The 21,706-nt window shown below is 67.0% G+C and carries 19 protein-coding genes and 1 pseudogene; 14 read left to right on the forward strand and 6 right to left on the reverse strand.

Annotated features, from left to right (window positions below; genetic code table 11):
- Positions 1-19: 19 nt before the first annotated feature.
- The 8 genes and pseudogenes from ACZK2R_RS06550 (at position 20) to ACZK2R_RS06585 (ending at position 8,825) form a co-directional block, all read left to right on the forward strand.
- Positions 20-211: a hypothetical protein gene (locus ACZK2R_RS06550; protein WP_180837802.1), complete on the forward strand. Its 192-nt coding sequence runs from the start codon at positions 20-22 to the stop codon at positions 209-211.
- A 72-nt stretch (positions 212-283) separates the two neighbouring features.
- Complete coding sequence (locus ACZK2R_RS06555) at positions 284-2,185, forward strand: hypothetical protein (protein WP_478487907.1); 1,902 nt, start codon at positions 284-286, stop codon at positions 2,183-2,185.
- 10 nt (positions 2,186-2,195) lie between these two features.
- Positions 2,196-2,993, forward strand: coding sequence for a hypothetical protein (locus tag ACZK2R_RS06560; RefSeq protein ID WP_478487908.1), 798 nt, complete (start codon positions 2,196-2,198; stop codon positions 2,991-2,993).
- Positions 2,994-3,147: 154 nt separating this feature from the next.
- A pseudogene (locus ACZK2R_RS06565) lies at positions 3,148-3,798 on the forward strand (EAL domain-containing protein); the annotation flags it as partial.
- Between the two features lie 109 nt (positions 3,799-3,907).
- Positions 3,908-5,572, forward strand: a complete 1,665-nt coding sequence (locus ACZK2R_RS06570; RefSeq protein ID WP_180838102.1) for a sensor domain-containing diguanylate cyclase — start codon at positions 3,908-3,910, stop codon at positions 5,570-5,572.
- Positions 5,573-5,606: 34 nt separating this feature from the next.
- Entirely contained in the window at positions 5,607-6,329 is a 723-nt protein-coding gene (locus tag ACZK2R_RS06575) for a pseudouridine synthase (RefSeq protein ID WP_032128352.1), read from the forward strand.
- A gap of 144 nt (positions 6,330-6,473) precedes the next feature.
- Positions 6,474-7,544: a sensor domain-containing diguanylate cyclase gene (locus tag ACZK2R_RS06580; RefSeq protein WP_125893804.1), complete on the forward strand. Its 1,071-nt coding sequence runs from the start codon at positions 6,474-6,476 to the stop codon at positions 7,542-7,544.
- A gap of 120 nt (positions 7,545-7,664) precedes the next feature.
- Complete coding sequence (locus tag ACZK2R_RS06585) at positions 7,665-8,825, forward strand: AAA family ATPase (protein ID WP_134951490.1); 1,161 nt, start codon at positions 7,665-7,667, stop codon at positions 8,823-8,825.
- A gap of 30 nt (positions 8,826-8,855) precedes the next feature.
- Here ACZK2R_RS06585 and ACZK2R_RS06590 read toward each other — a convergent pair whose 3' ends face one another.
- Genes ACZK2R_RS06590 through ACZK2R_RS06600 form a run of 3 tightly spaced genes read right to left on the reverse strand, consistent with a single transcriptional unit; the run spans position 8,856 to position 11,104 of the window.
- Positions 8,856-9,803: a DMT family transporter gene (locus tag ACZK2R_RS06590; protein ID WP_049461762.1), complete on the reverse strand. Its 948-nt coding sequence runs from the start codon at positions 9,801-9,803 to the stop codon at positions 8,856-8,858.
- A 45-nt stretch (positions 9,804-9,848) separates the two neighbouring features.
- Positions 9,849-10,661 (reverse strand): DUF72 domain-containing protein, encoded by an 813-nt coding sequence (locus ACZK2R_RS06595; protein WP_125893806.1) that lies wholly within the window; start codon positions 10,659-10,661, stop codon positions 9,849-9,851.
- Positions 10,661-11,104: a VOC family protein gene (locus tag ACZK2R_RS06600; protein ID WP_012510493.1), complete on the reverse strand. Its 444-nt coding sequence runs from the start codon at positions 11,102-11,104 to the stop codon at positions 10,661-10,663. Before ACZK2R_RS06600 ends, ACZK2R_RS06595 begins: the two co-directional genes overlap by 1 nt.
- Before the next feature lie 110 nt (positions 11,105-11,214).
- On the opposite strand from ACZK2R_RS06600, the gene ACZK2R_RS06605 reads away from it, so the two are divergent.
- The 3 genes from ACZK2R_RS06605 to agp all read left to right on the forward strand — a co-directional run bounded on the left by ACZK2R_RS06605 (position 11,215) and on the right by agp (position 16,080).
- Positions 11,215-12,774 (forward strand): serine hydrolase, encoded by a 1,560-nt coding sequence (locus ACZK2R_RS06605; RefSeq protein WP_180838103.1) that lies wholly within the window; start codon positions 11,215-11,217, stop codon positions 12,772-12,774.
- 199 nt (positions 12,775-12,973) lie between these two features.
- Positions 12,974-14,806 carry a multidrug efflux ABC transporter SmrA gene (gene smrA / locus ACZK2R_RS06610; RefSeq protein WP_180838104.1) on the forward strand — a complete coding sequence of 611 codons (1,833 nt, stop codon included), beginning with the start codon at positions 12,974-12,976 and terminating at the stop codon, positions 14,804-14,806.
- 44 nt (positions 14,807-14,850) lie between these two features.
- A complete protein-coding gene (gene agp / locus ACZK2R_RS06615) occupies positions 14,851-16,080 on the forward strand; it encodes a bifunctional glucose-1-phosphatase/inositol phosphatase (protein WP_478487910.1) in 1,230 nt (409 codons plus the stop codon).
- Between the two features lie 142 nt (positions 16,081-16,222).
- On the opposite strand, the gene ACZK2R_RS06620 is transcribed toward agp, so the two are convergent.
- Positions 16,223-18,031, reverse strand: a complete 1,809-nt coding sequence (locus ACZK2R_RS06620) for a DUF885 domain-containing protein (protein ID WP_180838106.1) — start codon at positions 18,029-18,031, stop codon at positions 16,223-16,225.
- A 113-nt stretch (positions 18,032-18,144) separates the two neighbouring features.
- On the opposite strand from ACZK2R_RS06620, the gene ACZK2R_RS06625 reads away from it, so the two are divergent.
- A complete protein-coding gene (locus ACZK2R_RS06625; RefSeq protein ID WP_046983156.1) occupies positions 18,145-18,501 on the forward strand; it encodes a GFA family protein in 357 nt (118 codons plus the stop codon).
- A 32-nt stretch (positions 18,502-18,533) separates the two neighbouring features.
- Positions 18,534-19,313 (forward strand): DUF4349 domain-containing protein, encoded by a 780-nt coding sequence (locus tag ACZK2R_RS06630; protein WP_180838124.1) that lies wholly within the window; start codon positions 18,534-18,536, stop codon positions 19,311-19,313.
- Between the two features lie 31 nt (positions 19,314-19,344).
- Here ACZK2R_RS06630 and ACZK2R_RS06635 read toward each other — a convergent pair whose 3' ends face one another.
- Complete coding sequence (locus tag ACZK2R_RS06635) at positions 19,345-19,638, reverse strand: hypothetical protein (protein WP_005415831.1); 294 nt, start codon at positions 19,636-19,638, stop codon at positions 19,345-19,347.
- Positions 19,639-19,706: 68 nt separating this feature from the next.
- Entirely contained in the window at positions 19,707-20,651 is a 945-nt protein-coding gene (locus ACZK2R_RS06640; protein WP_180838107.1) for a LysR substrate-binding domain-containing protein, read from the reverse strand.
- A gap of 115 nt (positions 20,652-20,766) precedes the next feature.
- Between ACZK2R_RS06640 and ACZK2R_RS06645 the strand changes: the two genes are divergently transcribed.
- Positions 20,767-21,639, forward strand: a complete 873-nt coding sequence (locus ACZK2R_RS06645; protein WP_180838108.1) for a DMT family transporter — start codon at positions 20,767-20,769, stop codon at positions 21,637-21,639.
- Positions 21,640-21,706 lie beyond the last annotated feature (67 nt).

A 21,706-nucleotide genomic window follows, 5' to 3' on the forward strand; every position in this document is an offset into this window, starting at 1 on the left:
CCATCAAGAGGAAACACCCATGCGCTTTGACGCTCGCCTGTACCTTCGCACCGAGTCCGCTGACCAGCCCGGCGTGACTCTGCAGTTCCGTCCAGTCAGTCAGCCGAACATGCCGCAGATCAATCTCACGGTTGACCCGGCCGACGCGGCCGCGCTGAAGGTTGGTGCTGTCTACCGCTTTGAGGCAACTGAAATTCCTCAGGAGGGTTGATCCGTCGTGCGTACCTTTGGCCGTTGGGCGGCGTCTCCGCTCGGTGCTGGTCTGCTCGTAGAGGATGGCGGCTTGACCGTGGCCTCACCGGGGGCGGTCGTTCTTGCCCGAATCGCCAGGAGCACCTTTCCACTTGTCGGTCCTGCCGGCGCTGAGTTCATGCTGTGGGGCGATGATCCTCTTACTGCGATCATCGGCCTCTGCAACGCCGCAGCGCCGTTGTCATCCGAGCTGGGCGCATCCAACGGGGTGGGTTGGAAGCTGCACACTGGCCAAGTCGTTCGCAACGGCGTTGTGATTGCCAGCGGCCTGCCAATCCCCCTCAAGGGAGAGGCACTGGGCGTGCGTGTTCTGCCTGGCACACCCGCGCAGGCGCAGTTCTATCGGGATGGCCAGCAGGTTGCCAGTGTTGATGTCTCAGCGGGTGGGCCGTACTACTTCGCTGTGTCCATCGCTGCCACCAAAGCGCGCGGCCTGCGCTGTGTCGTGAACGCTGGCCAGTGGCAGGGGCTCAGTCCGGCCGCACTTGCGGGATGGGCCCAGGCTGCCGATCCGATCCCCACAATCCGGGTCGCAAGTGAGGACTACATGAGCGCTGCCAGCGACTCGCCAGCGAACACCGCGTTCGCTGGAATCATCGCTACCGAGGGCCTGAGTACGATCAGCGCAGTTTCGTTCTGGATGTGGGGCAACGAGTCGCGTGCCGGCAGCGCCCAGGTCCGCGTGCAGGACGCTGCAGGGATGCTGGATGCCGCTGCGCTGTCCGCTATTCGTGACGTGCCAGTCACGGTGCGCCAGGTCGGGCAAGGCCAGTCGATGGCCGGTGCGGTACCAGTCGCCCGCTATGTACTGGATCGAATCGAGGTCGAAGACGACAGTTACAAGCGCCTGACGTTCAAGGACGCGCACAGTGACCTGGATGAGCCGCTGAGCAGGGCCGTATTTCTCCCGACCCACGGCGACAGCATTGCCTGGCAGCCGCAGCCCGTGGTGATCGGGCTGGTGCGGAGCGTGCCGGCCACGGCGGTAAACAGTGATGGCTCGCTACAGTGGATCTGCGATTCGCGGCTGCAATCAGTGATGAGTGTCCGTGACCGCGCAGTGGAACTGGTTGCCGGCACGGGCTACAGCCTGGTTGCTGGTGGTCAGCAGCTGTCCCTGCAGTCGCCGCCGCTCGGGCCGCTGACGGCTGACGTGTCGACCATCGGAGCCGACCGGCCGGCAACGCTTCAGCAGGCGCTTTCCGACGTGTTCGGCCGTATCGGGAAATCTGCATGGCAGAGTGCCGACGCCCTGGCCATCGATCAGGCTACGGGCTATGCCGGGGTGGGCTACTTTGCGGACGGCAACAGCACGCCGCGCGAGGCCTTGGCTGCGATCCTGGGCAGCTACTGCGCCGACTGGTGGCAGGATGGGGATGGCGTGCTGCGCCTGGCGCGATTGATCGACCCCGAGAGCGTTGCCGATGCGAGCCTGGCATTCGAGCTCGACCTGGTCGAGCTCGCCGCTCCGCTCGTTGTGATGCCGGACCTTGCCCCCGGACTTACCCGACGCATGGGCTATCGGCCCAACGCGATAGTCCTGGCTGACGGCGATATGGCCACCGGCCTGGACCAGGTGCCGCCCAGCATCCGCAAGGAACTGTCCGCCAGCCACCGTGGCCAGGTCTACGCAACCGGGGATCTGCCTGCCTGCTACCAGCACGCGGAGGCTGCGCCAGCGGTGGAGTCTTGTTTCGATAGCCGCGTTGACGCTCAGGCGGAGATTGATCGCGTCGTGAAGCTCTACGCAGTGCCCCGCAACTTCTATGCCGGCCGGATGACCGCGCGGCCTGACTTGCAGCTGCGGCCGGGCCAGGTCGGGCGCATCCGCTACCCGCGCTATGGCCTCGCTGCAGGTCGAAAGGTGATCGTCACGGCGGTGACCAGCAACCCCATCAATGGCGAACAGACCCTGAAATTTTGGGGCGCATAAGGACTGCCACATGCTTATCGGATTTTCCCCTGCGGGCGTTACCGCTGCTGCTGACGGCGCCACTGCCGCGAACATCGCCGCCCTGATCGATGGACGGCCCACAAGCATTGCTCGGCTCAGCGGTGGCGCCTCCGCCGTCCGACTGCGGTTGACCTGGCCAGCGGCCGCTGGCGTCCGTGTCGTTGGCATGCTCGGTTTGTCCTGCCCGGTCGGCACCTCCCTCAAGCTCACTGGGCGCAAGGCTGGTGACGCTACATATGGCCAGGCCCTCGGTGGGGCCTCACTCACGCAAAAGGTGGTCGAGTTGGTGGATGGAAGCCGCGCGGCCTGGTGGGTTCTTCCAGCGGGCACTGCGGCCCTCGTGGGTATCCAGGTGGAGATTGGGGTGGCGGGCCTGGACGTGGGCGAGCTGTTCGCCCATCAGGCGGTAGACCTACCCATTGAGCCCGGTTCAGAGACTGAGCGCATCGACCCCAGCATTGTGGAGCGCACCCTGGGCGCAGGCGTCAACGTGGTGGCTCGGCGCACCTACCGGCGCCTCCGCTTTACCCCTCAGACCGACCGCCTGCAGATCGCCCGCCAGGGCGGCCTGGGTGGCGGGATGGACTGGGAGCGGCTGGCCATGGCGGCCGCAGGTGGCGCGCGGTTGTCGCTGGTGCCGCGTTGGGGGAAGGATGGCGCCCTGGACACGGAGGAGCTCCATCGGACGGCACTGTATGGCACGGTGGTGGCCGGGTCCGCTGGGCACGCTGGCGGCAACCAGTTCCGCAGCGGCGGGTGGGTGGCGGATGAGCTCCCCCCGATTTGAGCCCCGCTTGAGGCGGAGTTCTAACCCCGTTTGAGGGGCTATCGAACGGTCAGGCAAAGGGGGCTCACAAGGTCGATTCAGCCCAGACTGGCCAGAGCTGGGGATTCTGCAAACCCCGTGTCCCGATTTCGCAGAGTGACTGTCCGCTTACACCGGTCAGTTCATGCCGGCGGTGGAGCGATACGGCATGGCGGTGGCGCTGGATCGGCACGTGCTCGGGCTGTTGTTCCGCCACCTGCAGGTCTGCCCGGCACACGTGCGCCAGCTGGGCCTGTGCAACGTCAACGTTTCGGCGCAGTCGATCGCCGAGCCGGGATTCCTCGCCTTCGTCTGCGACCTGCTCGAGCGCAACCGCGCGCTGGCCTCGAAACTGTGTTTCGAGATCACCGAGACCGCGGCGATCAGCAACCTCAGCCAGGCACGCGCTTTCATCGATGCGGTCAAAGCGCGTGGCTGCCGGATGGCACTGGATGACTTCGGCTCCGGCCTGTCCTCGTTCGGCTATCTGCGCCAGCTGCCTGCGGACATCCTGAAGATCGACGGCACCTTCGTGCGTGACATGGACACCGACCCGGTCAGCCACGCCACGGTGCGGGCGATCAGCGAGCTCGGGCGGGAACTGCAGATGGAGGTGGTGGCCGAATGGGTGGAAACCGCCGAGGTGGCTGGCGCACTGACCCGGCTCGGCGTGCAGGGCCTGCAGGGCTACGCGATCGAGCGGCCGCAGCCGCTGGAACGGATGACCCTGAGTGACCTGAGGCCGGTCCGCCTGGTGGCGGTGAAGGGGCCTCCGGCCGCTGGCTGAACGGCGCACGGCGACTTTGGTCTACACATGCGTGGCGTGCCCGGCTGCGATAATGCGCGCCAGGGGCGACGCGCAGTGGGCGCGGACGTAAGCAGGAACAGGATGTGGCGTGGGCGTCAGGCAGTGGCGGTACGAAACAGGGGCGCTGCTGGTCGTCCTGCTGATGGGAGTGTTGCTTCCCGGTCTGGTGCACGCGCGCCTGGCCGAGGCCGGCCGGGATTTCCTGCTGGTTGGCGCACCGACGGACGAACCGACACCCCATCGTGGCTGTACGCCCGCGATGCTGGCCGGGCCGCGCGAGCAGGTAGAGGTACCGGCGCCGCCCGGGGGCTGGTCGGGGCAACCCCAGGCGCTGGATGTGTTCAACGTGTTCGCTGGCGAAGTCCGCGTACAGCATGGTGACCGCGAGATCTGCGGCAACATGCACGATGCGCGCACCCGTGATTCGCGCTTCCGCGCCGGCATCGGCCTGGTGGCGGTGCCAGCGGCAGGCAGCCATGAGCCGTTCCTGGTGTCGTGGCAGGCGCCGCTGAAAGCGCGCTGGGTGCCGACCTTGCGGCTGGGGGCGCCCAGTCCGGTCCAGCAGAACGATACCGCCCGCCTGCTGGTGCGCGCGGCCTGCATCGCGGTGGCGATCGCGCTGGCGCTGTCGGCATTGATGGCCTACCTGACCACCCGTGACCGCAGCTTCCTGGTCTACATCGGCGCGACGATCGTGGTGGTGGTGTGGCAGGCGGTTCTTGGCGGCTTGAGCGGCTACCCCGAACCGTGGCTGCCGGTGGGCGAGCGCGGCGCATGGTGGCTGCTGGCGCTGACCGCCGCGACCCAGGCGCTGGTACTGCCCGCTCTGTGGCGCCTCAACGGTGGGGACCGCTTGCTGCCGCGCTCGCGGCCGGCACAGCAGGCTGTGCTGTGGGGCCTGATGGGACTGGCCGCGCTGGTGCCGTGGCTGCGCTGGGACACCCTGGCGCTGGTCGCGCAGAGCCTGCAGCTGACCTTCATCCTCGGTTGCCTGTTGTCACTGGCCGCTGGCATGCGTGCCTGGTTGCGCGGTGACTGCTGGGCGTTGGCGGGCCTGGCGGCGCTGGTGCCACTGCTGGTGATGATCGCAGCCGATGCCAGCAGTGTAGGGTGGCTGCTGGAGTACCGGGTGGAAGCACTGCAGCTGTCGGTGACCTGGCTGCTGATGATGGCCGCCTATGCCATGAACCAGCGGCTGGGCCGGCTGCGCCAGCAGCGCGATGAACTGCGCCAGCTGGCCGAAACCGATGGCCTGACCGGGCTGCCCAACCGCCGGGCCGGCCTGCAGCAGCTGGCCCGTCACCTGGCACAGGTCGACCGTGAGCGCGGCCCGCTGGTGATCGGTTTTCTCGACATCGACCTGTTCAAGGACATCAACGACCGCCATGGCCACGCGGTGGGCGACCAGGTGCTGGTGGCGGTAGCGCGTGCCCTGCGCACGGCAGTCCGCAGCCAGGACGAAGTGGTACGGATGGGCGGCGAGGAGTTCCTGCTGCTGATGCCGGGCATGCCGCGCGAGGCGGCGTCGGCACGCCTGGACCGCCTGCGCCAGCGCATCACCGAAGCCGGCCAGGCCCTGCAGGTGCCGGGCCTGGAAGTGACCGCCAGCATCGGACTGGCGCAGTGGCGGCCGGGTGAGGATGACCTGGCCGGGCTGCTGCGGCGGGCCGACCATGCCATGTACGTGGCCAAGCGGGCGGGTCGCAACCGGGTGTTCGACGGCGAAGAGCTCGATCCGCCGGCCCCGGCATGAAGCGCAGCGGGCGGCGATGCCGGATAATGGACCGATGACCACCCGACTCAACAAACATATCGCCGACACCGGCTTCTGCTCCCGCCGCGAGGCCGATCGCCTGATCGCCGCCCGCCGCGTCACCGTCAACGGCCACGCGGCCGGCACCGGTGCGGTGGTGGGCGAGGAAGACCAGGTGCTGGTCGACGGCCAGCCGCTGCGCGCGCGCGTGGCACGCAAGCCCGGCGCCCGCCGCCACGTCTACATCGCGCTGAACAAGCCGGTGGGCGTCACCTGCACCACCGAAACCTCGGTCAAGGGCAACATCGTCGACTTCGTCGGCCACGAACAGCGCATCTTCCCGGTCGGCCGCCTGGACAAGGAGTCCGAAGGCCTGATCCTGATGACCAGCAACGGCGACATCGTCAACCAGATCCTGCGTGCCGAGAACGGCCACCAGAAGGAGTACCTGGTGGCGGTGAACAAGCCGGTCACCGACGAGTTCCTGCGTGGCATGGCGCGCGGCGTGCGCATCCACGACCAGATGACGCTGCCGTGCAAGACCTCGCGCATCGCCAAGTTCGGATTCCGCATCACCCTGCAGCAGGGACTGAACCGGCAGATCCGCCTGATGGCCGCCGAGTTCGGCTATCGCGTGACCCAGCTGCGCCGCGTGCGCATCGACAACATCAAGATCGGCGCGCTGAAGCCGGGCCAGTGGCGCAACCTGACCGAGCAGGAACTGCAGGGCCTGCTGCCGAAGCAGCTGGACTGGTAACGCGCGGTAGTGCCGGCCGCTGGCCGGCTGCACCAGGCATCGAATGAGCGCGGGATGCCGGCCAGCGGCCGGCACTCCCCGTTGTGCGGATTGCGCACCGGCATCAGCTAGACTCCGCAGTGACCTGCCGGAATGTGACGCTGCATGATCAAGCCCGACAAGCCTGCCAACGAAGCCCTTCGGCTCGAGGCGCTGTACCGCTACCGGATCCTGGATTCGCAGCGTGAGAAATCCTTCGACGACCTGGTCGCGATCGCCAAGGCGGTCTGCGGTACCTCGATGGCGGCGGTGACCCTGATCGACGTCGAACGGCAGTGGTTCAAGTCGATCCAGGGCATCGACGCGGCGGAAAACCTGCGCAGCGAATCGATGTGTGGCCACGCCATCCTGCAGCCGCAGGAAATCATGGTGGTCGAGGACGCGTTGCAGGACATCCGCTTCCACGATAATCCGGTAGTGACCGGCGACCCGCACATCCGCTTCTACGCCGGTGCGCCACTGATCAGTTCCGATGGCCTGCCTCTGGGCACGCTGTGCGTGTTCGATGCACATCCGCAGCACCTGCCCAGCGACAAGGCCGAGGCACTGGCCGCGCTGTCACGGCAGGTGATGCTGGTGATGGAGCTGCGCCGTTTCGCGCTCGACATCCAGAAGCACATGCTGGAGCGCGATGACTACGAGCGCCTGTTGGCGGAGTACCAGGACGTGCTGCTGGCGCAGAATGCCGACCTGGCCGAGCAGAGCCGCACCGATGCGCTGACCGGCCTCCCCAACCGCCGCGCAATGGCGGCGGCACTGGAAGAGGCGGTGGTGGAGATCGATGGGCAACCGGGCGTCGCCTGCGTTGCGTTGCTCGACATCGATCACTTCAAGCACATCAACGATTTCCAGGGCCACGCCACCGGCGACCGGGTGCTGGCCGAGCTGGGCGTGCTGCTGCGCTCGCACTTCGCCGGCCGCGGCATGGCCGCGCGCTACGGCGGCGAGGAGTTCGTGGCGGTAATGCCGGGCACCGACCTGCACACGGCCGAACTGCAATGCGAGTTCCTGCGCCTGGCCGTGGCTGACCTGCCGCTTGGATTCCCGGTCACGATCAGCATCGGTGTTGCCCAGCACCAGCCAGGTGAAAGCGTGGATGACATGCTGGCGCGCGCCGACAAGGCGCTGTACCGGGCCAAGGGCAATGGTCGCAACCGGGTGGAACGGGCGGGCTGAGCCCTGCATGCAGTAGATCCACGCCATGCGGGGATGCTTTTGCAGATGAGGTAACGCCGTGTCGCGGCCTGTGCGATTGCGCCCGGCGAATATGCCGTTCCTGTTCCCACGGACACAACCATGCTGCAGACCCTGGCCATCGCCCACTATCGCTCGCTGCACGGGCTGATACTGCCGCTGCAGCAGTTGAATGTGGTGACCGGCGACAATGGCAGTGGCAAGTCCAGCCTGTACCGCGCGCTGCGCCTGCTGGCAGAGACCGCGCAGGGCGGCGTCGCGGCGGTTCTGGCCCGCGAAGGTGGGCTCGGTTCGGCGCTGTGGGCGGGGCCGGAAAAAATGGACCGTCGGGTTGCTGCCGGCGAAATCCCCTTGCAGGGCGGCCCACGTCAGGAATCGGTGGGATTGAAGCTGGGCTTCACCACCGACGAGTTCGGCTATGCCATTGACCTGGGCTACCCACCGCCCAGCCGTTCGGCCTTCGCACTGGACCCGCAGATCAAGGCCGAGGCGATCTGGGCCGGGCCGTTCCTGCGCAGCGCCAACCTGCTGGTCGACCGACGTGGGGCAATGGTGCGGCAACGCCATGCGCGCGGTTGGGATCTGGTCGATGACCGGTTGTCGCTGTTCGACAGTCTGTTCACCCAGGTTGGCGATCCGCAGCGCATGCCGGAAACCATCGCCCTGCGCGAGTACATCCGTCGCTGGCGCTTCTACGACCATTTCCGCAGCGACGCCGATGCCCCGGCACGGCAACCGGCGATGGCCACGCGCACGCCGGTGCTGCATCACGACGGTCGCGATCTGGCGGCGGCCTGGGTGACCATCCTCGAGATCGGTGATCCGGGCGCACTGGCGCGCAGCGTGGAGGATGCGTTCCCGGGCGCCACGGTGGGGTTCGAGGAACTGGATGGCCGGCTGGCCCTGCGCTTCCACCAGCCGGGGCTGCTGCGGCCGTTGTCGATGGCCGAGCTGTCCGACGGCACGCTGCGCTTCCTGCTGCTGGCCGCGGCACTGCACACGCCGCGCCCGCCGCCGCTGCTGGTGCTCAACGAACCGGAGACCAGCCTGCATCCGGACCTGCTGCCGGCGCTGGCGCGGCTGATCATCGCGGCCAGTGCGCGCAGCCAGGTGTGGGTGGTCTCACACGCCAGCCGACTGATCGCAGCACTGGAGCAGGCGCCCGGCTGTCATTCGCTGCATCTGCACAAGGAACAGGGGCGCACGCTGTTGAGCGGGCAGGGCTTGCTGGATGCCCCGGCATGGCACTGGCCGCAGCGCTGACAAGGCGATTCGCACCCTGCGCGGATATGCTCAATCGGCGATGTTGCGTGCTTCCGACGTACCGAGAATCTCCGGGTGCTGCACCGGCTTGCGGCGGTTCAACAACGGATGCAGGAACACCGCGCCGACGATGATCGCCACGCCCAGGTAGAACCACGGCGTGACCTCGTGCTGCTCGCGCAGCAGCACCACTGCCAGCACCACCGCGTAGACCGGTTCCAGGTTGGTCACCAGCTGCACGGTGTAGGCGCTCAGGTGGCGTAGCGCGACCAAGGCCAGGGCGAACGGCAGCAGCGTGCAGAACCCGGCCAGTACCAGTAGCAGGATGCCGTCGTGCAGGTCCGGAACCACCCATAGCGGGCTGGCCAGCGCCGGCAGCAGGTAGGGCATCAGTGGCGCCAGCAGGGTCAGGGTGAGGGTGCCGGCGCCCAGCTCCAGTGCGGTGACTGTAAGCGGATCGGCGTGGCTGACCATGCGCTTGTTGAGCGAGCCGAACACCGCCACCAGCAGCGCCGATATCGCGCCGATCAACACACCCAGGCGCATGCCATCGGGCACGCCACCGACCACCAGTGCAACACCCGGCAGCACGGCCAGGCCGAAGGCGAGTTCACGCAGCTGGAACGGTCGCTTGGCTACCCACGGTTCGATGATCGAGGTGAATACCGGCGCCAGCGCGATGCAGGTGGCGGCCACCGAGGCGTTGGCCAGCTTCACCGCGCCGTAGAACGTCAGCCAGTGCAGGGCGACCAGCGCGCCGATGCCGGCGTAGCCCGCCACCAGGCGCAGTGGCAGGGTGCGCAATCCACGCCAGACCCGCGGCAGCAGCGCCAGCATCGCTGTCACCAGCAGCATGCGCCACCACACCAGCGGCAGTGCGGGCAGGGTGATCAGCTTGCCGAGGATGGCAGTGACGCCCCACAGCAGGACACAGAAGTGGATCTGCCACAGCGCTTTGCGGGTGTCGGGTGTGCTCATCCGCCTATTGTGAGGCAAGGCGGCGCCCGTCGCGCATCGGTCGTGCTATGCGCCGCCGTCCACGTGCCGCTGTAGCGCCATCGCCGCCGCAGGATTGCGCGCTTTGGCGGCGCCGATGCACAGCAGGTAGACCTCGCGCGGCTCTGACGGTGCCTGCCCGGCGAGGCAGGGCAGGTCGGCTACCGGCTCGCCGCGTGACCAGCGTCCTGCGCGCTCCGCCCAGCGCTGCTGCACGGGTGCCGGCAGGCCCTCGTTCAAGCGGGCCTGGCTGCGCTTGATCCTGGCGTAGACGAAGCCGGCACTGACATCGCCGTGTAGTGGCGCCTCGTCGCTGTCCTCGATCACCAGCGCCACGCCATGGCGGCGCGCGGCGGCGACCAGTGCCGGGCCATGTGCCTCGGCGTTGCGGACCTCCAGCGCATGCTGCAGCGGCACGCCGTCCAACTGCTTCGGCAGCTGTGCCATCAGTGCGTCCAGCGCTTCGGCATCGGCCGGATGGCGTGGGTCGAACTGCCACAGCAAGGGGCCGAGCCGGTCACCCAGCGCGAGCGCCGCCTGCAGGAACGGCGTTGCAGCCTCCACAGTGCTGGACAGGTCGCGGCGCTGCACCAGGTAGCGTGGCGCCTTCATCGAAAAACGGAAGCCGTCCGGCGTCTGCGCCGCCCATTGCGCGCACTGGGCGGCAGTGGGCGTGCGGTAGAAGGTGCCGTTGATCTCGATGCAGCGCAGCGCGCGGCTGGCATGGGCCAGTTCCTCGCGTTGCGGCAGGCCCGGCGGATAGAACATGCCACCGCGCCATTCGGGAAACACCCAGCCACCGATACCGCAGCGGATCGCGGCCTGCGTCGTTGCGGCCATCACTGGCCGTGGTCCGCGCGCCACGGATCGTAGCTGCCGAACCACCACATGTAACCTTCCGGGTCGGCACAGGCGTAGCCACGGCCACCGTAGTCCTGGTCGGCAATGTCGATGACGATGCGGGCACCGGCAGCCTTGGCCCGCGCATAGTGCGCATCGGCATCGGTGACGATCACGCAGGCGCTCTGCGTCTGGCGGCCGCCGACCTCGTCCGGCATCACCGCCAGCTTGGACCATTCGCCGCTACTGCTGCTCGAGCCGAGCATGATCATGCCGTTGCCGTATGTCAGCTGCGCATGGAACACCGTATCGCCGTCGGCATACACCGCCTGGACGTGAAAACCGAAGGCGCGTTGCAACCACTCGATGGCGGCCTGCGCGTCGCGGTAGCGCAGGCACGGAATGATGGTCGACCCGTTGCTCGGTTGTCCGTTCTCGCCCATGACACCCCTCCTATGGCACAGGGCAGGCTGCGCCCGGGGCCGTTACCATCGCGCGAAACCCTGGTGACGGCCTGCACATGGCCGCCACCCCTGTTCGGAGATCGTGCTGGATGAAAACCTGGATTGGAGGAGCCGTGCTGCTGGCGTGCACGACCATGGCGAATGCTGCCACCCCGGCGCAGCTGCAGGACCTGGATGCCACCGTCGAGCGCGTGCGCGCACAGTTCGACGTGCCCGGCATTGCCGTGGCCGTGGTCAAGGATGGCCAGGTGGTGCTGGAACGCGGCTGGGGCGTGCGCGAGCAGGGCAAGCCGGAACCGGTGCAGGCCGATACGCTGTTCGCCATTGCTTCCAACACCAAGGCGTTCACCGCCACCTCGCTGAACCTGCTGGCCGAGGACGGCAAACTGAAGATGGACGACAAGGTGATCGACCACCTGCCGTCGTTCCGCATGTCCGATCCGTTCGTGACCGGGCAGATGACGATCCGCGACCTGCTGTCGCATCGCAGCGGGCTGAGCCTGGGCGCAGGTGACCTGCTGTTCTGGCCGACCACCTCCTACAGCAATGCCGAAGTGGTGGAGCGGCTGGGCAAGGTGCCGCTGAAGGGCGGTTTCCGCGAGAGCTATGCGTACGACAACATCCTGTACGCGGTTGCCCAGCAGGTGATCGAGCATGTCTCCGGCATGAGCTACCAGCAGTTCCTGCAGACCCGCATCTTCGACAAGGTGGGCATGGCCGGCACACGCTACAACGCCGATCACCTGAAGCCGGGCGACAAGGCCGCGGTCGGCCACGCCAAGTACGATTTCAAGGACCTGCGTACCGTTGCACCGCTGACCTGGTCGAACAATGCCGGCGCCGGTGGCATCTATTCCAGTGCGCACGACATGGCGCGCTGGATGCAGGTGCAGCTGGACGAAGGCAAGCTGGCCGATGGCACCGCGCTGTTCAGCGACAAGAGCCAGCAGCAGATGTGGCGGATGATCACGCCGCAGTCGATTCCGGCGCCGAGCGTGCCGGAGCTGGCGCCGGCGCGGGCCAACTTTGCCGGCTACGGCGAAGGCTGGAGCCTGAGCGACTACCGTGGCCGGAAGCTGGTCTGGCACACCGGTGGCTGGCCGGGCATGGTTTCGCGGCTGACCCTGGTGCCGGGCGAGAAGCTGGGCGTGGTGGTGCTGACCAACCAGGAAGTGGGCGCGGCGTTCAACGCGATCACCCTGAGCGTGCTTGATGCCTATCTGGGCGGCGAGAAGCACGACTGGGTGGATGCCTATGCCAAGGCCGTGGCCAAGGGCCAGGACAAGGCTGACGAGGCCTGGGCCAAGCACCAGAACGCGCGCGACAAGGGCAGCAAGCCATCGCTGGCACTGGCCGGCTACACCGGCACGTTCCGCGACCGCTGGTATGGCGACATGCAGATCAGCGCCCAGGGCAAGGGCCTGCGCCTGCGCTTCATGAAGACTGCACAGCTGAGCGGTCGGCTGGAGCACTGGCAGCACGACACCTTCATCGTGCGCTGGGACGACCGTTCGCTCAACGCCGACGCGTTCGTGAACTTCAGCCTGGATCCGGACGGCAAGGTGCGCGAGGTGCGCATGCAGTCGATCTCCGACCTGACCGATTTCAGCTTCGATTTCCAGGACCTGCTGTTCGCCCCGGTGAAATGACGTCGCCGGGCGTGGCCCGGCGCTGCCGTTTGACGAATCCCATCGGTAGTGCCGGCCGCTGGCCTGCAACCTGATGATCCCCGGAAGCGTCGCGAGGGGGCCGGCCAGCGTCCGGCACTACCGGAACCGCGGCGATCATCGGCTGGCGTACACACGCGGCGTGGGATACTCCGCCGGCTATTGATGGCGAGGGAATGCGATGTTCCGTTGGTTTGAATCCCTGATTCCGGTGTTCCCGCCCGTGGACGGGCGCATGCCGCCGCGCAAGGTGGTGCCGTTCTACCTGCACTACCTGCGCCCGGTGTGGCCGGTGCTGCTGGCCACCCTGATCGCCGGCCTGCTGCTGGCGCTGGTGGAAGTGGCAATGTTCGATTACCTGGGCCGCATCGTCGACATGGTCGCCGAGCAGCCGGGGGGCGATTTCTTCAAGCGCCATGCCAATGAGCTGGGCTGGATGCTGTTCATCACGGTCATCGCGCGGCCGATCCTGGTCGGCCTGCACAACCTGCTGGTCAACCAGGCCATCGTGCCTGGCCTGAGCAACCGCTCGCGCTGGCTGATGCACAACTACGTGGTGCGGCAGAGCCTGAACTTCTTCCAGAACGACTTCGCCGGCAGCGTGGCCAACCGGGTGATGCAGACCGGTACCTCGCTGCGCGAATCGGCAGTGCAGATGGTCGACTCGCTCTGGTACATCGTGGTCTACACCGGCACCGCGCTGTACCTGTTCGCGCAGGCCGACTGGCGCCTGATGGTGCCGTTGATCCTGTGGCTGCTGGCCTATGCAGTGATCCTGGCCTACTTCGTTCCGCGCGCGAAGGAACGCGCATGGATCGCCTCCGAAGCGCGTTCCAAGGCGATGGGCCGCATCGTTGATGGCTACACCAACATTCCCACGTTGAAGCTGTTCGCCCATGGCGGACGCGAGCAGGCCTATGTGGCCGAGTCGATCCAGGAACTGGCGGTCAAGCACCGTGCGCAGACCCGCATCACCACCGGCATGGACCTGACCATCGCCATCGTCAACGGTTTCCTGATTGCCGGTACCTGTGGGCTCGCGCTGTGGCTGTGGAACGGTGGCCACATCACTGTTGGCGCGATCACGCTGGCGACCGGCCTGGTGATCCGCATCCACAACATGTCCGGCTGGATCATGTGGACCATCAACGGCATCTTCGAGGACATCGGTACGGTGCAGGATGGCATCACTACCATCGCCCAGCCGCTGACCGTGCAGGACCGCGAGGATGCAGTGCCGTTGCAGGTGACCCGTGGTGGCGTGCACTTCCAGGACATCCACTTCCACTACGGCAAGAAGGGCGGTGTGATTGCCGGCCTCGATCTGGTGGTGAAGCCGGGCGAGAAGATCGGCCTGGTCGGTCCTTCCGGTGCCGGCAAGTCGACCCTGGTCAACGTGCTGCTGCGCCTGTACGACCTGGAAAGCGGCCGCATCCTGATCGACGATCAGGACATCGCCCATGTCACCCAGGAGAGCCTGCGCCAGCAGATCGGCGTGGTCACCCAGGACACCTCGCTGCTGCATCGCTCGATCCGCGACAACCTGCTGTATGGCCGCCCCGATGCCACTGACGAGCAGCTGCATGCCGCCGTGGCCAAGGCGCGCGCCGCAGCCTTCATCGATACGCTGGTGGACGGGCAGGGCCGGCGTGGCTACGACGCGCACGTGGGCGAGCGCGGCGTGAAGCTGTCCGGTGGTCAGCGCCAGCGCATCGCCATCGCCCGCGTGCTGCTGAAGGACGCACCGATCCTGGTGCTGGATGAGGCGACCTCGGCACTGGACTCGGAAGTGGAAGCGGCGATCCAGGACAGCCTGGACCAGCTGATGGGCGGCAAGACGGTGATCGCGATCGCGCACCGGCTGTCGACCATCGCACGCATGGACCGGCTGGTGGTGATGGACCAGGGCCGCATTGTCGAGACCGGCACCCATGCCGAGCTCATTACGGCCGGTGGCCTGTACGCGCGCTTGTGGGCGCGGCAGACCGGTGGTTTTGTGGCTGCAGACCAGTAGACCCACGCCATGCGTGGATGCATTCCCTGGGGTCGGAGGCCCGCATGATTCGTTCTCTACGCCCCCTGCTGCTGGCGCTGGTGCTGGCACTGGTCGCCACTGCCGCAGCCGCTGCATCGCCATCAGTGGAAGGCGAAGCCCTCGAGCAGGTCATCCTTCTCAGCCGCCACAACCTGCGCGCACCGGTGGTGGCATCGGGTGCGTTGGCCAATGCGACTCCGGAGCGCTGGCCGAGCTGGGACGTAGGCGCCGGCGAGCTGACCACCAAGGGCGGCGTGCTGGAGGTCTACATGGGCCGCTACATCGGCCAATGGCTGCGGCAGGCAAAGTTGATGCCGGCAACGGGCTGTCCGCAGCCGAGCGACTTCCACGCGCACGCCAACAGCCTGCAGCGCACCCAGGCGACCGCACAGTTCTTCGTTGCAGGTGCCTTCCCGGGCTGCCACGTGACGGTGGAACAGCGCATGCCGCTGGGCACGATGGATCCATTGTTCAATCCGGTGATCCACAACAGAGACACGCTCTTCCGCGAGCGTGCGCTGTCGGCGATGCAACAGGCGCAGGCCGCATCGGATCTGGCACCGGCGCTGGCGGCGGTGGAGGCGATCACCCGCTACCCGCAGTCGGCTGCATGCGCAGGCCGCAGCGAATGCCACCTGACGCCGGCCGATTCCATTTTCAGCGCAGAGCCGGGCAAAGAACCGCGTACTTCCGGTTCGCTGGCCCTGGCAAGCGGGTTGGTCGATGCCTTGTTGATGGAGCACTACCAGGGAAGTGGCATTCCCGGCGAAGGCTGGGGCCGATTGAACACGGAGGACCAATGGCAGGCGCTGGCGCAGGTCCGCAACCGCTACCAGGACATCCTGTTCGGAACACCCGAGGTGGCGCGTGACGTGGCTGCGCCGCTTTTGGCAAGAATAAACGGGCTGTTCGAAGATCCGGCGTCACCGAAGGTGAGCCTGCTGGTCGGCCACGATTCCAACATCGGTTCCGTGCTGGCGGCGCTGGGAATCACGGACTACACGTTGCCGGGCCAGTATGAGAAGACACCGATCGGCGGCCTGCTGCAGTTTGAACGCTGGCGTGATCGTGGGGCCAGCGAAGTGCGTTTCCGCCTGGCCTACGTCTACCCGACCACCGCGCAACTGCGAGATGCGCTGCCGTTGAGCGATGTACAGCCACCCGGTCGGGTGGAGCTCGCGCTTCCCGGGTGTGGGCAGAATGGATGCAGTGACGTGCAGTTCGAGCGCGTGCTGCATCGCGCGGTGAATTGAATGCCATCCACGCATGGCGTGGATCTACTGGCAGGCGGGTAGTAGATCCACGCCATGCGTGGATGGGTCCATCCCGGGACGCCGAACAGAAAACGGCCCGGGTTTCCCCGGGCCGTTCCGTTTCCAACTCACACCTGCGCGATCACTCGATCGGCTGGTCCAGCATCAGCTGGCGTGCGAAACGCACCGGCGGCGCGCCGTAGGACAGCATCTGGTCGTGATAGGCCTTGAGGTTGAACTTGTCGCCCAGCTTGTCCTGCATCGCCTTGCGGGTGTCGAAGTGTTCCTGCGCACCGACGAAGTAGGTCGGCAGCTGTGCCGAGGTCAGCTGCGCGCGCACCCACTTGCCCGAGGCTTCGCTCTCCTGCTGGAAGGCGTCGTGGGTCATCAGGTGCATCGCCTTCTCGCGATCCCAGTTGTCCACGTGTACGCCCTGGTCGAGGATCGCGTTGGAGATCGTGCGCAGGTAGAACTTCAGCTGCACCAGGTGGAACAGCGGGTCGTTGTTGAGGTAACCCTGCTCCTGCATCATCCGCTCGGTGTAGACCGCCCAGCCTTCGGCGAACAGGCCAGAACGCAGCACCGCACGCAGGGTGGAGGGGAACTTGGCCGAATGCCAGCCTTCCAGGTAATGGCCCGGAGTACCTTCGTGGATGCTCAGCAGGTGGATCATGCGCGAGTTGTACTCACGCAGGAACGAGTCGACCTGCTTGTCGTTCCAGTCGTCCGGAATCGGCGACACGGCGTAGAAGGTCTTCAGGTTCTTGTCCAGCGGGCCCGGCGAATCGCAGTAGGCCACGGCCACGCCACGCTGGAATTCCGGCATCAGGATGATGTCCACCGGCGCGTCGGGCAGGGTCATCAGATCGTGCTCGCGCACGAATGCGGTGGACTGCTCCAGTGCGGCCTTGGCATCGTCGACCACCTTGTCGCGCGCCGGCTTGTCGGCATAGGCCAGCTCCAGCGCGGCCTCGATCGCCTTCTGCTGCTGCTCGTCGGTCGGCTGTGACGGCATCTCCGGTGCGCCCGGCTTGTCCTTCAGCACGGTCTGCGCGATGCCGTACATGTCTTCGCGCACGCGCTTGAGTTCGGCGCGTGCTCGCTCACCGATCTCCTGGCGCGACAGCGACGAGTTCAGCGCGAATTTCAGCTTCTGGTCGTACTTTTCCGCACCGATGCGGAAGTCGCCCTTGGCGTTCGGCACCAGGGTCTTGTCCAGCCAGGTCTGCTGTTCGTCCACCGCCTTCTTCAGGCCATCGATGGCGGCCTGCAGGCGCTGCTGGTCGGCCTGCGGCAGTTCGCCGATGTGCGGGGTGATGAAGGTATCGACGATGCTGAGGATGCCCTTGTTCTGCTTGGCCACCGTCTCGGCATGGATCTTCGGCACGCGGGCCGGATCCAGGTTCTCGCGGGCCTGGGCGAAGATCGCCGGCAGCTTCTCCATGCGCGCGGTGGCCGACTTCAGGCGCTCGGGCAGCGGTGCGAACTCACGGGCCATCAGGCCGTAGATCGCGCTGCCGGCCACGCCGTTGTACAGCTGCGGGTCCCACTTGCCGGACTGCATGACCTCGGCATTCCAGATCTCGGACTGCAGCTGGTTGCGCAGGATCGCCGCGTCCACCTGGTTTTCGCGGCCGAGCTTGGCCACCTCGATCTTGTCCAGCTCGCCCAGCAGCGCCTTGTAGGCGGCCAGGGTCTTCTGCTGGCCGGCGGCGCTCAGGTCGTCGATCTCGCTGTCGTAGCGGTGGTCACCGATCTGGGTGGCGCTGACCGGCGAGAGCTGCATCCAGGTGTCCAGGGCGCGCTTGGACAGGTCGGCGAAGGCGGCATCAACCGCCGCGTCACCGGCCTGCTGGCTGGCGGCCGGGGTGGAACCGTTGGTCGGGGCGTCGGCCGGCTGGCAACCGGCAAGGGCGGCGACCAGGGCGAGGGCAAGAAGATGCGGGCGCATCGGCGTTCCTGTACTGGGGTCAATTCCCGAGCATAGGCCTCCGGGGCTGCTTTGTCCCCGTGCCATAGGATTACCATGGGCACTGACAAGGACCCTCCAGCGGAGCGCAGGACATGGAATACCAGGGAAGCTGCCATTGCGGCAGGATCGCATTCACCGTACAGGCCGAGGCGCCGATCAGCGACGTCATCGACTGCAACTGCTCGATGTGCCGTCGCCGCGGCAGCCTGCTGTGGTTTGCCCCGCGCGAGGCGTTCCAGCTGAGCACCAATCCCGCGGACGTGGCCACCTACCACTTCAACAAAGCCCACATCGATCATCACCACTGCCGCGAGTGCGGCGTTGCCCCCTACAGCGAAGCGGTGGACCCGCGCACCGGTACGCCGATGGTGGCGGTGAACGTGCGCTGCGTACCGCAGGTAGACCTGGCCACGCTGGCGGTGATGTCCTACGACGGAGCGGCACTGTGACGCCGCTGCGCGCGTGGACGCGTGTGGTGGCGATGCCGGTGCTGCTGCTGGCGCTGGCGGCCTGTGCCAAGAACGGCGAGAGGGCGCAGGAGGCGGGTGCGGCCGCTGCCGATGCTGCTGTCGCTTCGCCGGAAGGTGCGTTTCTGGCCTACGAGCATGACGTGCAGATCCAGCTGGAAGCGGCGCAGATTGCACCGCGCATCCAGCAGGTGGCGCAGGCCTGCCAGAGCGCGAAGTTCGGTGACTGCGCGGTGCTGCAGGTCGACCAGCGCAGTGGCGAGCAGCCCAGCGGTGAGGTCAAGGTACGCATCGCGCCGAAGGGCACCGAGCCGTTGATCGCTCTGGCCGGTGAGGGGGGCACGCTGCAGTCGCGCAATACGCGCGCCGAAGACCTGGCGCAGGAGGTAGCAGACACCGCACTGACCAAGGCGCGGCTGGAGAAGGAACATGCGCGGCTGCTGTCCTACCAGGACCGCAAGGACCTGAAGATCGAAGACCTGATGGCGATCACCACGCGCCTGTCGGAGATCGAAGCGGGCGTCGAGCAGGCCAACAAGGATTCTGCGCAGCAGCGCCGGCGCATCGATACACAGCTGGTCACGATGCACTTCGACACCACCTCGGGCCAGCGCAGCCGCAGCGAGATCGGTGAGGCGCTGAGCGAATCGGGCAGCATCCTCAGCACCAGTATTGCGTTCCTGATCCGCGCCGCGGCCGCGCTGCTACCGGTGGCGGTGCTGGCCCTGATCGCGGCCTGGGGTGTGCGGGCGTGGTGGCGTCGCCGACGCCGCAGGCTGCCGCCCAGCCTCTGAGGTGAAGGTTGATGCCGGCAGCCAGCCGGCATCAGCCCTCGTCGGTCTCGTACTCGACGAACACATCCAGCTCCAGCGCCAGTTCCTGCACCGCATCGCGCACCTTCTGCGCGGTGCTTTCGTTGCCGACTTCCACCTCCAGTTCGTGGATGCCCGGGCCGATGTCATCGGACAGCCCGGCAGAACTGGAATCGTCGTCGTCCATGTGCGGCATCAGGTCGTCGGTTTCCTCGACATGTTCGATGCCGTCCAGGCCGAGCAGCAGGTCGCTGATGGCACGGGCGTCGTCTTCGGTTCCGGTGATGCGCAGTCGCAGCATGGCCATGGCGTCGATACGGTGTGGGGTTGCCTGCAGCCTAGCCAGCGTGAAGCAAAGAACGGGTGAGGGCGCAGTCAGCCGTGCGTGGCCGGGCGCCCGAGCAGGCTTTCCGGCAACGCGGGAATCGGCGTGCGTTCGTCCTGCGCCTGCTCCAGCAACCAGTCGATGAACAGGCGCGCGGCGTGGCTCGGCGGTTGCCCTTCGGCATGCACCACGTGATACGCGTAGCGCGCCTTCAGCGCCGGGCCAGGCAGGCGTACCACCTCGTAGCGCTGCAGGTAGGGCTGCGCGATATGGGTACGTGCCAGCACCGTGCCCATGCCGTACACCGCGGCACGCATCGCATCGGTACTGTCGGCGAAGGTGTGCATCGGCGGCAGTGGCGAGGGTGGGCGCACGCCGGCATGGCGGAACCAGTCACGCCAGCCCTGCGGCGACAGATCGGTCAGCAGCGGCAGGTCGGCGATGCGCGCCGGATCGACCAGCGTTTCAACCCCGGCCAGCGCCGGCGAGGCCACCGGGAACAGGTAGTCATCCATCAGGTGCTGTGCACGCAGGCCGGGCCACTGGCCCAGGCCATAGCGGATGCCGACCTCCGGCCCGTTGTCGTCGTAGCGGTCCAGGCCGCTGCCGGTGTGCAGCTCGATGCGTATGTGCGGATGGGCCTGGGTGAAGCGCGGCAGTCGTGGCAGCAGCCAGCAGTATGACAACGAGCGCAGCGTGGTGATCCGCAGTGGCACGCTGTCGGCGTCAGGCTGCAGATGATGGGCGACCGCAGCCACATCAGCGAATGCCGCACTGGCGGCATCGGCCAGCTGCCGTCCCTCGGCGGTGAGGCGAACGCCTCGCGCATGACGCAGGAACAGCCGGGTCTCCAGCACCTCCTCCAGCCGGCGCACATGGTGGCTGACCGCGCTGGCGGTCAGGTGCAGCTCCTGGGCGGCCTGGGCGAAGTTCTGGTGGCGCGCTGCAACCGCGAACACGGCCAGTGCGGGGAGCAGGGAGGGGCGTAGCTGCATGTCCAGCCTCAAACCATATTTGTGGCTGGCAGCGATACTACGCGCTTGTGTGGCGGGCGTCTGCGCCTGATCCTGTCTGCCTTGGCCAGGAACAGACGATGGACGGAGGCAGGGCATGAATGCGGTCCCACAGGCGGCCGAGCGCGACTGGCGCACGCCGCTGGAATTGACCCTGCTGGGCGCCATCTGGGGCTGCTCGTTCCTGTTCATGCGGTTGGCGGTGCCGTCGTTCGGCCCGTTCGCGCTGGTCGAGGTGCGGCTGGTGCTGGGCGCGCTGGTGCTGCTGCCGTTCCTGTGGCGCGCCCGCGCGCAGTTCCCGCCGCGGCGCTGGCTGTGGCTGGCACCGATCGGCCTGATCAACTCGGCGCTGCCGTTCGTGCTGTTCGCCTATGCCGCCGAACAGGCACCGGCCGCGATCGGCGCGATCTGCAATGCGATGACGGTGCTGTTCGCCGCGCTGATCGCCTTCCTGTTCTTCGGCGAGAAGATCAGCATGCGCCGTGCGGGCGCGCTGCTGGTCGGCTTCGCCGGCGTGGTGGTGCTGGCCACGGCCAAGGTCTCTGGCCTGAGCATCGGCACCGCGGTGCTGGCCGGTGCGGCGGCCTCGCTGCTGTACGGCCTGGGCGTGAACCTGGTGAAGCGGCACATGACCGGCCTGCCGTCGGCGGCCGCGGCGGCGGCAACGCTGTCGTGTGCCTCGCTGTGGATGCTGCCGATGGCGGTCAGCCATTGGCCGCAGGCGGCGATTCCGGCCAAGGCCTGGGGCGCAGCGATCGCGCTTGGCGTGGCCTGCACCGGGCTGGCGTTCCTGATGTTCTATCGTTTGATCGGCCGTATCGGCCCGTCGCGTGCGTCGACCGTGACCTATCTGATTCCGCTGTTCGGCGCTGCGTTCGCGTGGTTGTTCCTGGGGGAAGCGGTGACGGTGCAGATGTTGATTGCCGGTGCGTTGATCCTGGGTAGTGTGGCGGTGAGTCAGAAGGGCTGATGCGTTGGCGTTTTGCGCGTGGCGCGTGCTGAAGGTGCTTCATCGTTCATGGGCGTCACTTTTCTTT

It is taken from the genome of Stenotrophomonas sp. 96582_Sma, assembly GCF_056480905.1.

Bases quoted from the DNA above. Each gene is read 5' to 3' on its own strand.
- ACZK2R_RS06550 (WP_180837802.1), top strand. From the start codon at position 20: ATGCGCTTTGACGCTCGCCTGTACCTTCGCACCGAGTCCGCTGACCAG.
- ACZK2R_RS06560 (WP_478487908.1), top strand. From the start codon at position 2,196: ATGCTTATCGGATTTTCCCCTGCGGGCGTTACCGCTGCTGCTGACGGC.
- ACZK2R_RS06575 (WP_032128352.1), top strand. From the start codon at position 5,607: ATGACCACCCGACTCAACAAACATATCGCCGACACCGGCTTCTGCTCC.
- ACZK2R_RS06580 (WP_125893804.1), top strand. From the start codon at position 6,474: ATGATCAAGCCCGACAAGCCTGCCAACGAAGCCCTTCGGCTCGAGGCG.
- ACZK2R_RS06585 (WP_134951490.1), top strand. From the start codon at position 7,665: ATGCTGCAGACCCTGGCCATCGCCCACTATCGCTCGCTGCACGGGCTG.
- ACZK2R_RS06590 (WP_049461762.1), bottom strand. From the start codon at position 9,803: ATGAGCACACCCGACACCCGCAAAGCGCTGTGGCAGATCCACTTCTGT.
- ACZK2R_RS06595 (WP_125893806.1), bottom strand. From the start codon at position 10,661: ATGGCCGCAACGACGCAGGCCGCGATCCGCTGCGGTATCGGTGGCTGG.
- ACZK2R_RS06600 (WP_012510493.1), bottom strand. From the start codon at position 11,104: ATGGGCGAGAACGGACAACCGAGCAACGGGTCGACCATCATTCCGTGC.
- ACZK2R_RS06605 (WP_180838103.1), top strand. From the start codon at position 11,215: ATGAAAACCTGGATTGGAGGAGCCGTGCTGCTGGCGTGCACGACCATG.
- smrA (WP_180838104.1), top strand. From the start codon at position 12,974: ATGTTCCGTTGGTTTGAATCCCTGATTCCGGTGTTCCCGCCCGTGGAC.
- agp (WP_478487910.1), top strand. From the start codon at position 14,851: ATGATTCGTTCTCTACGCCCCCTGCTGCTGGCGCTGGTGCTGGCACTG.
- ACZK2R_RS06620 (WP_180838106.1), bottom strand. From the start codon at position 18,031: ATGCGCCCGCATCTTCTTGCCCTCGCCCTGGTCGCCGCCCTTGCCGGT.
- ACZK2R_RS06625 (WP_046983156.1), top strand. From the start codon at position 18,145: ATGGAATACCAGGGAAGCTGCCATTGCGGCAGGATCGCATTCACCGTA.
- ACZK2R_RS06630 (WP_180838124.1), top strand. From the start codon at position 18,534: ATGCCGGTGCTGCTGCTGGCGCTGGCGGCCTGTGCCAAGAACGGCGAG.
- ACZK2R_RS06635 (WP_005415831.1), bottom strand. From the start codon at position 19,638: ATGGCCATGCTGCGACTGCGCATCACCGGAACCGAAGACGACGCCCGT.
- ACZK2R_RS06640 (WP_180838107.1), bottom strand. From the start codon at position 20,651: ATGCAGCTACGCCCCTCCCTGCTCCCCGCACTGGCCGTGTTCGCGGTT.
- ACZK2R_RS06645 (WP_180838108.1), top strand. From the start codon at position 20,767: ATGAATGCGGTCCCACAGGCGGCCGAGCGCGACTGGCGCACGCCGCTG.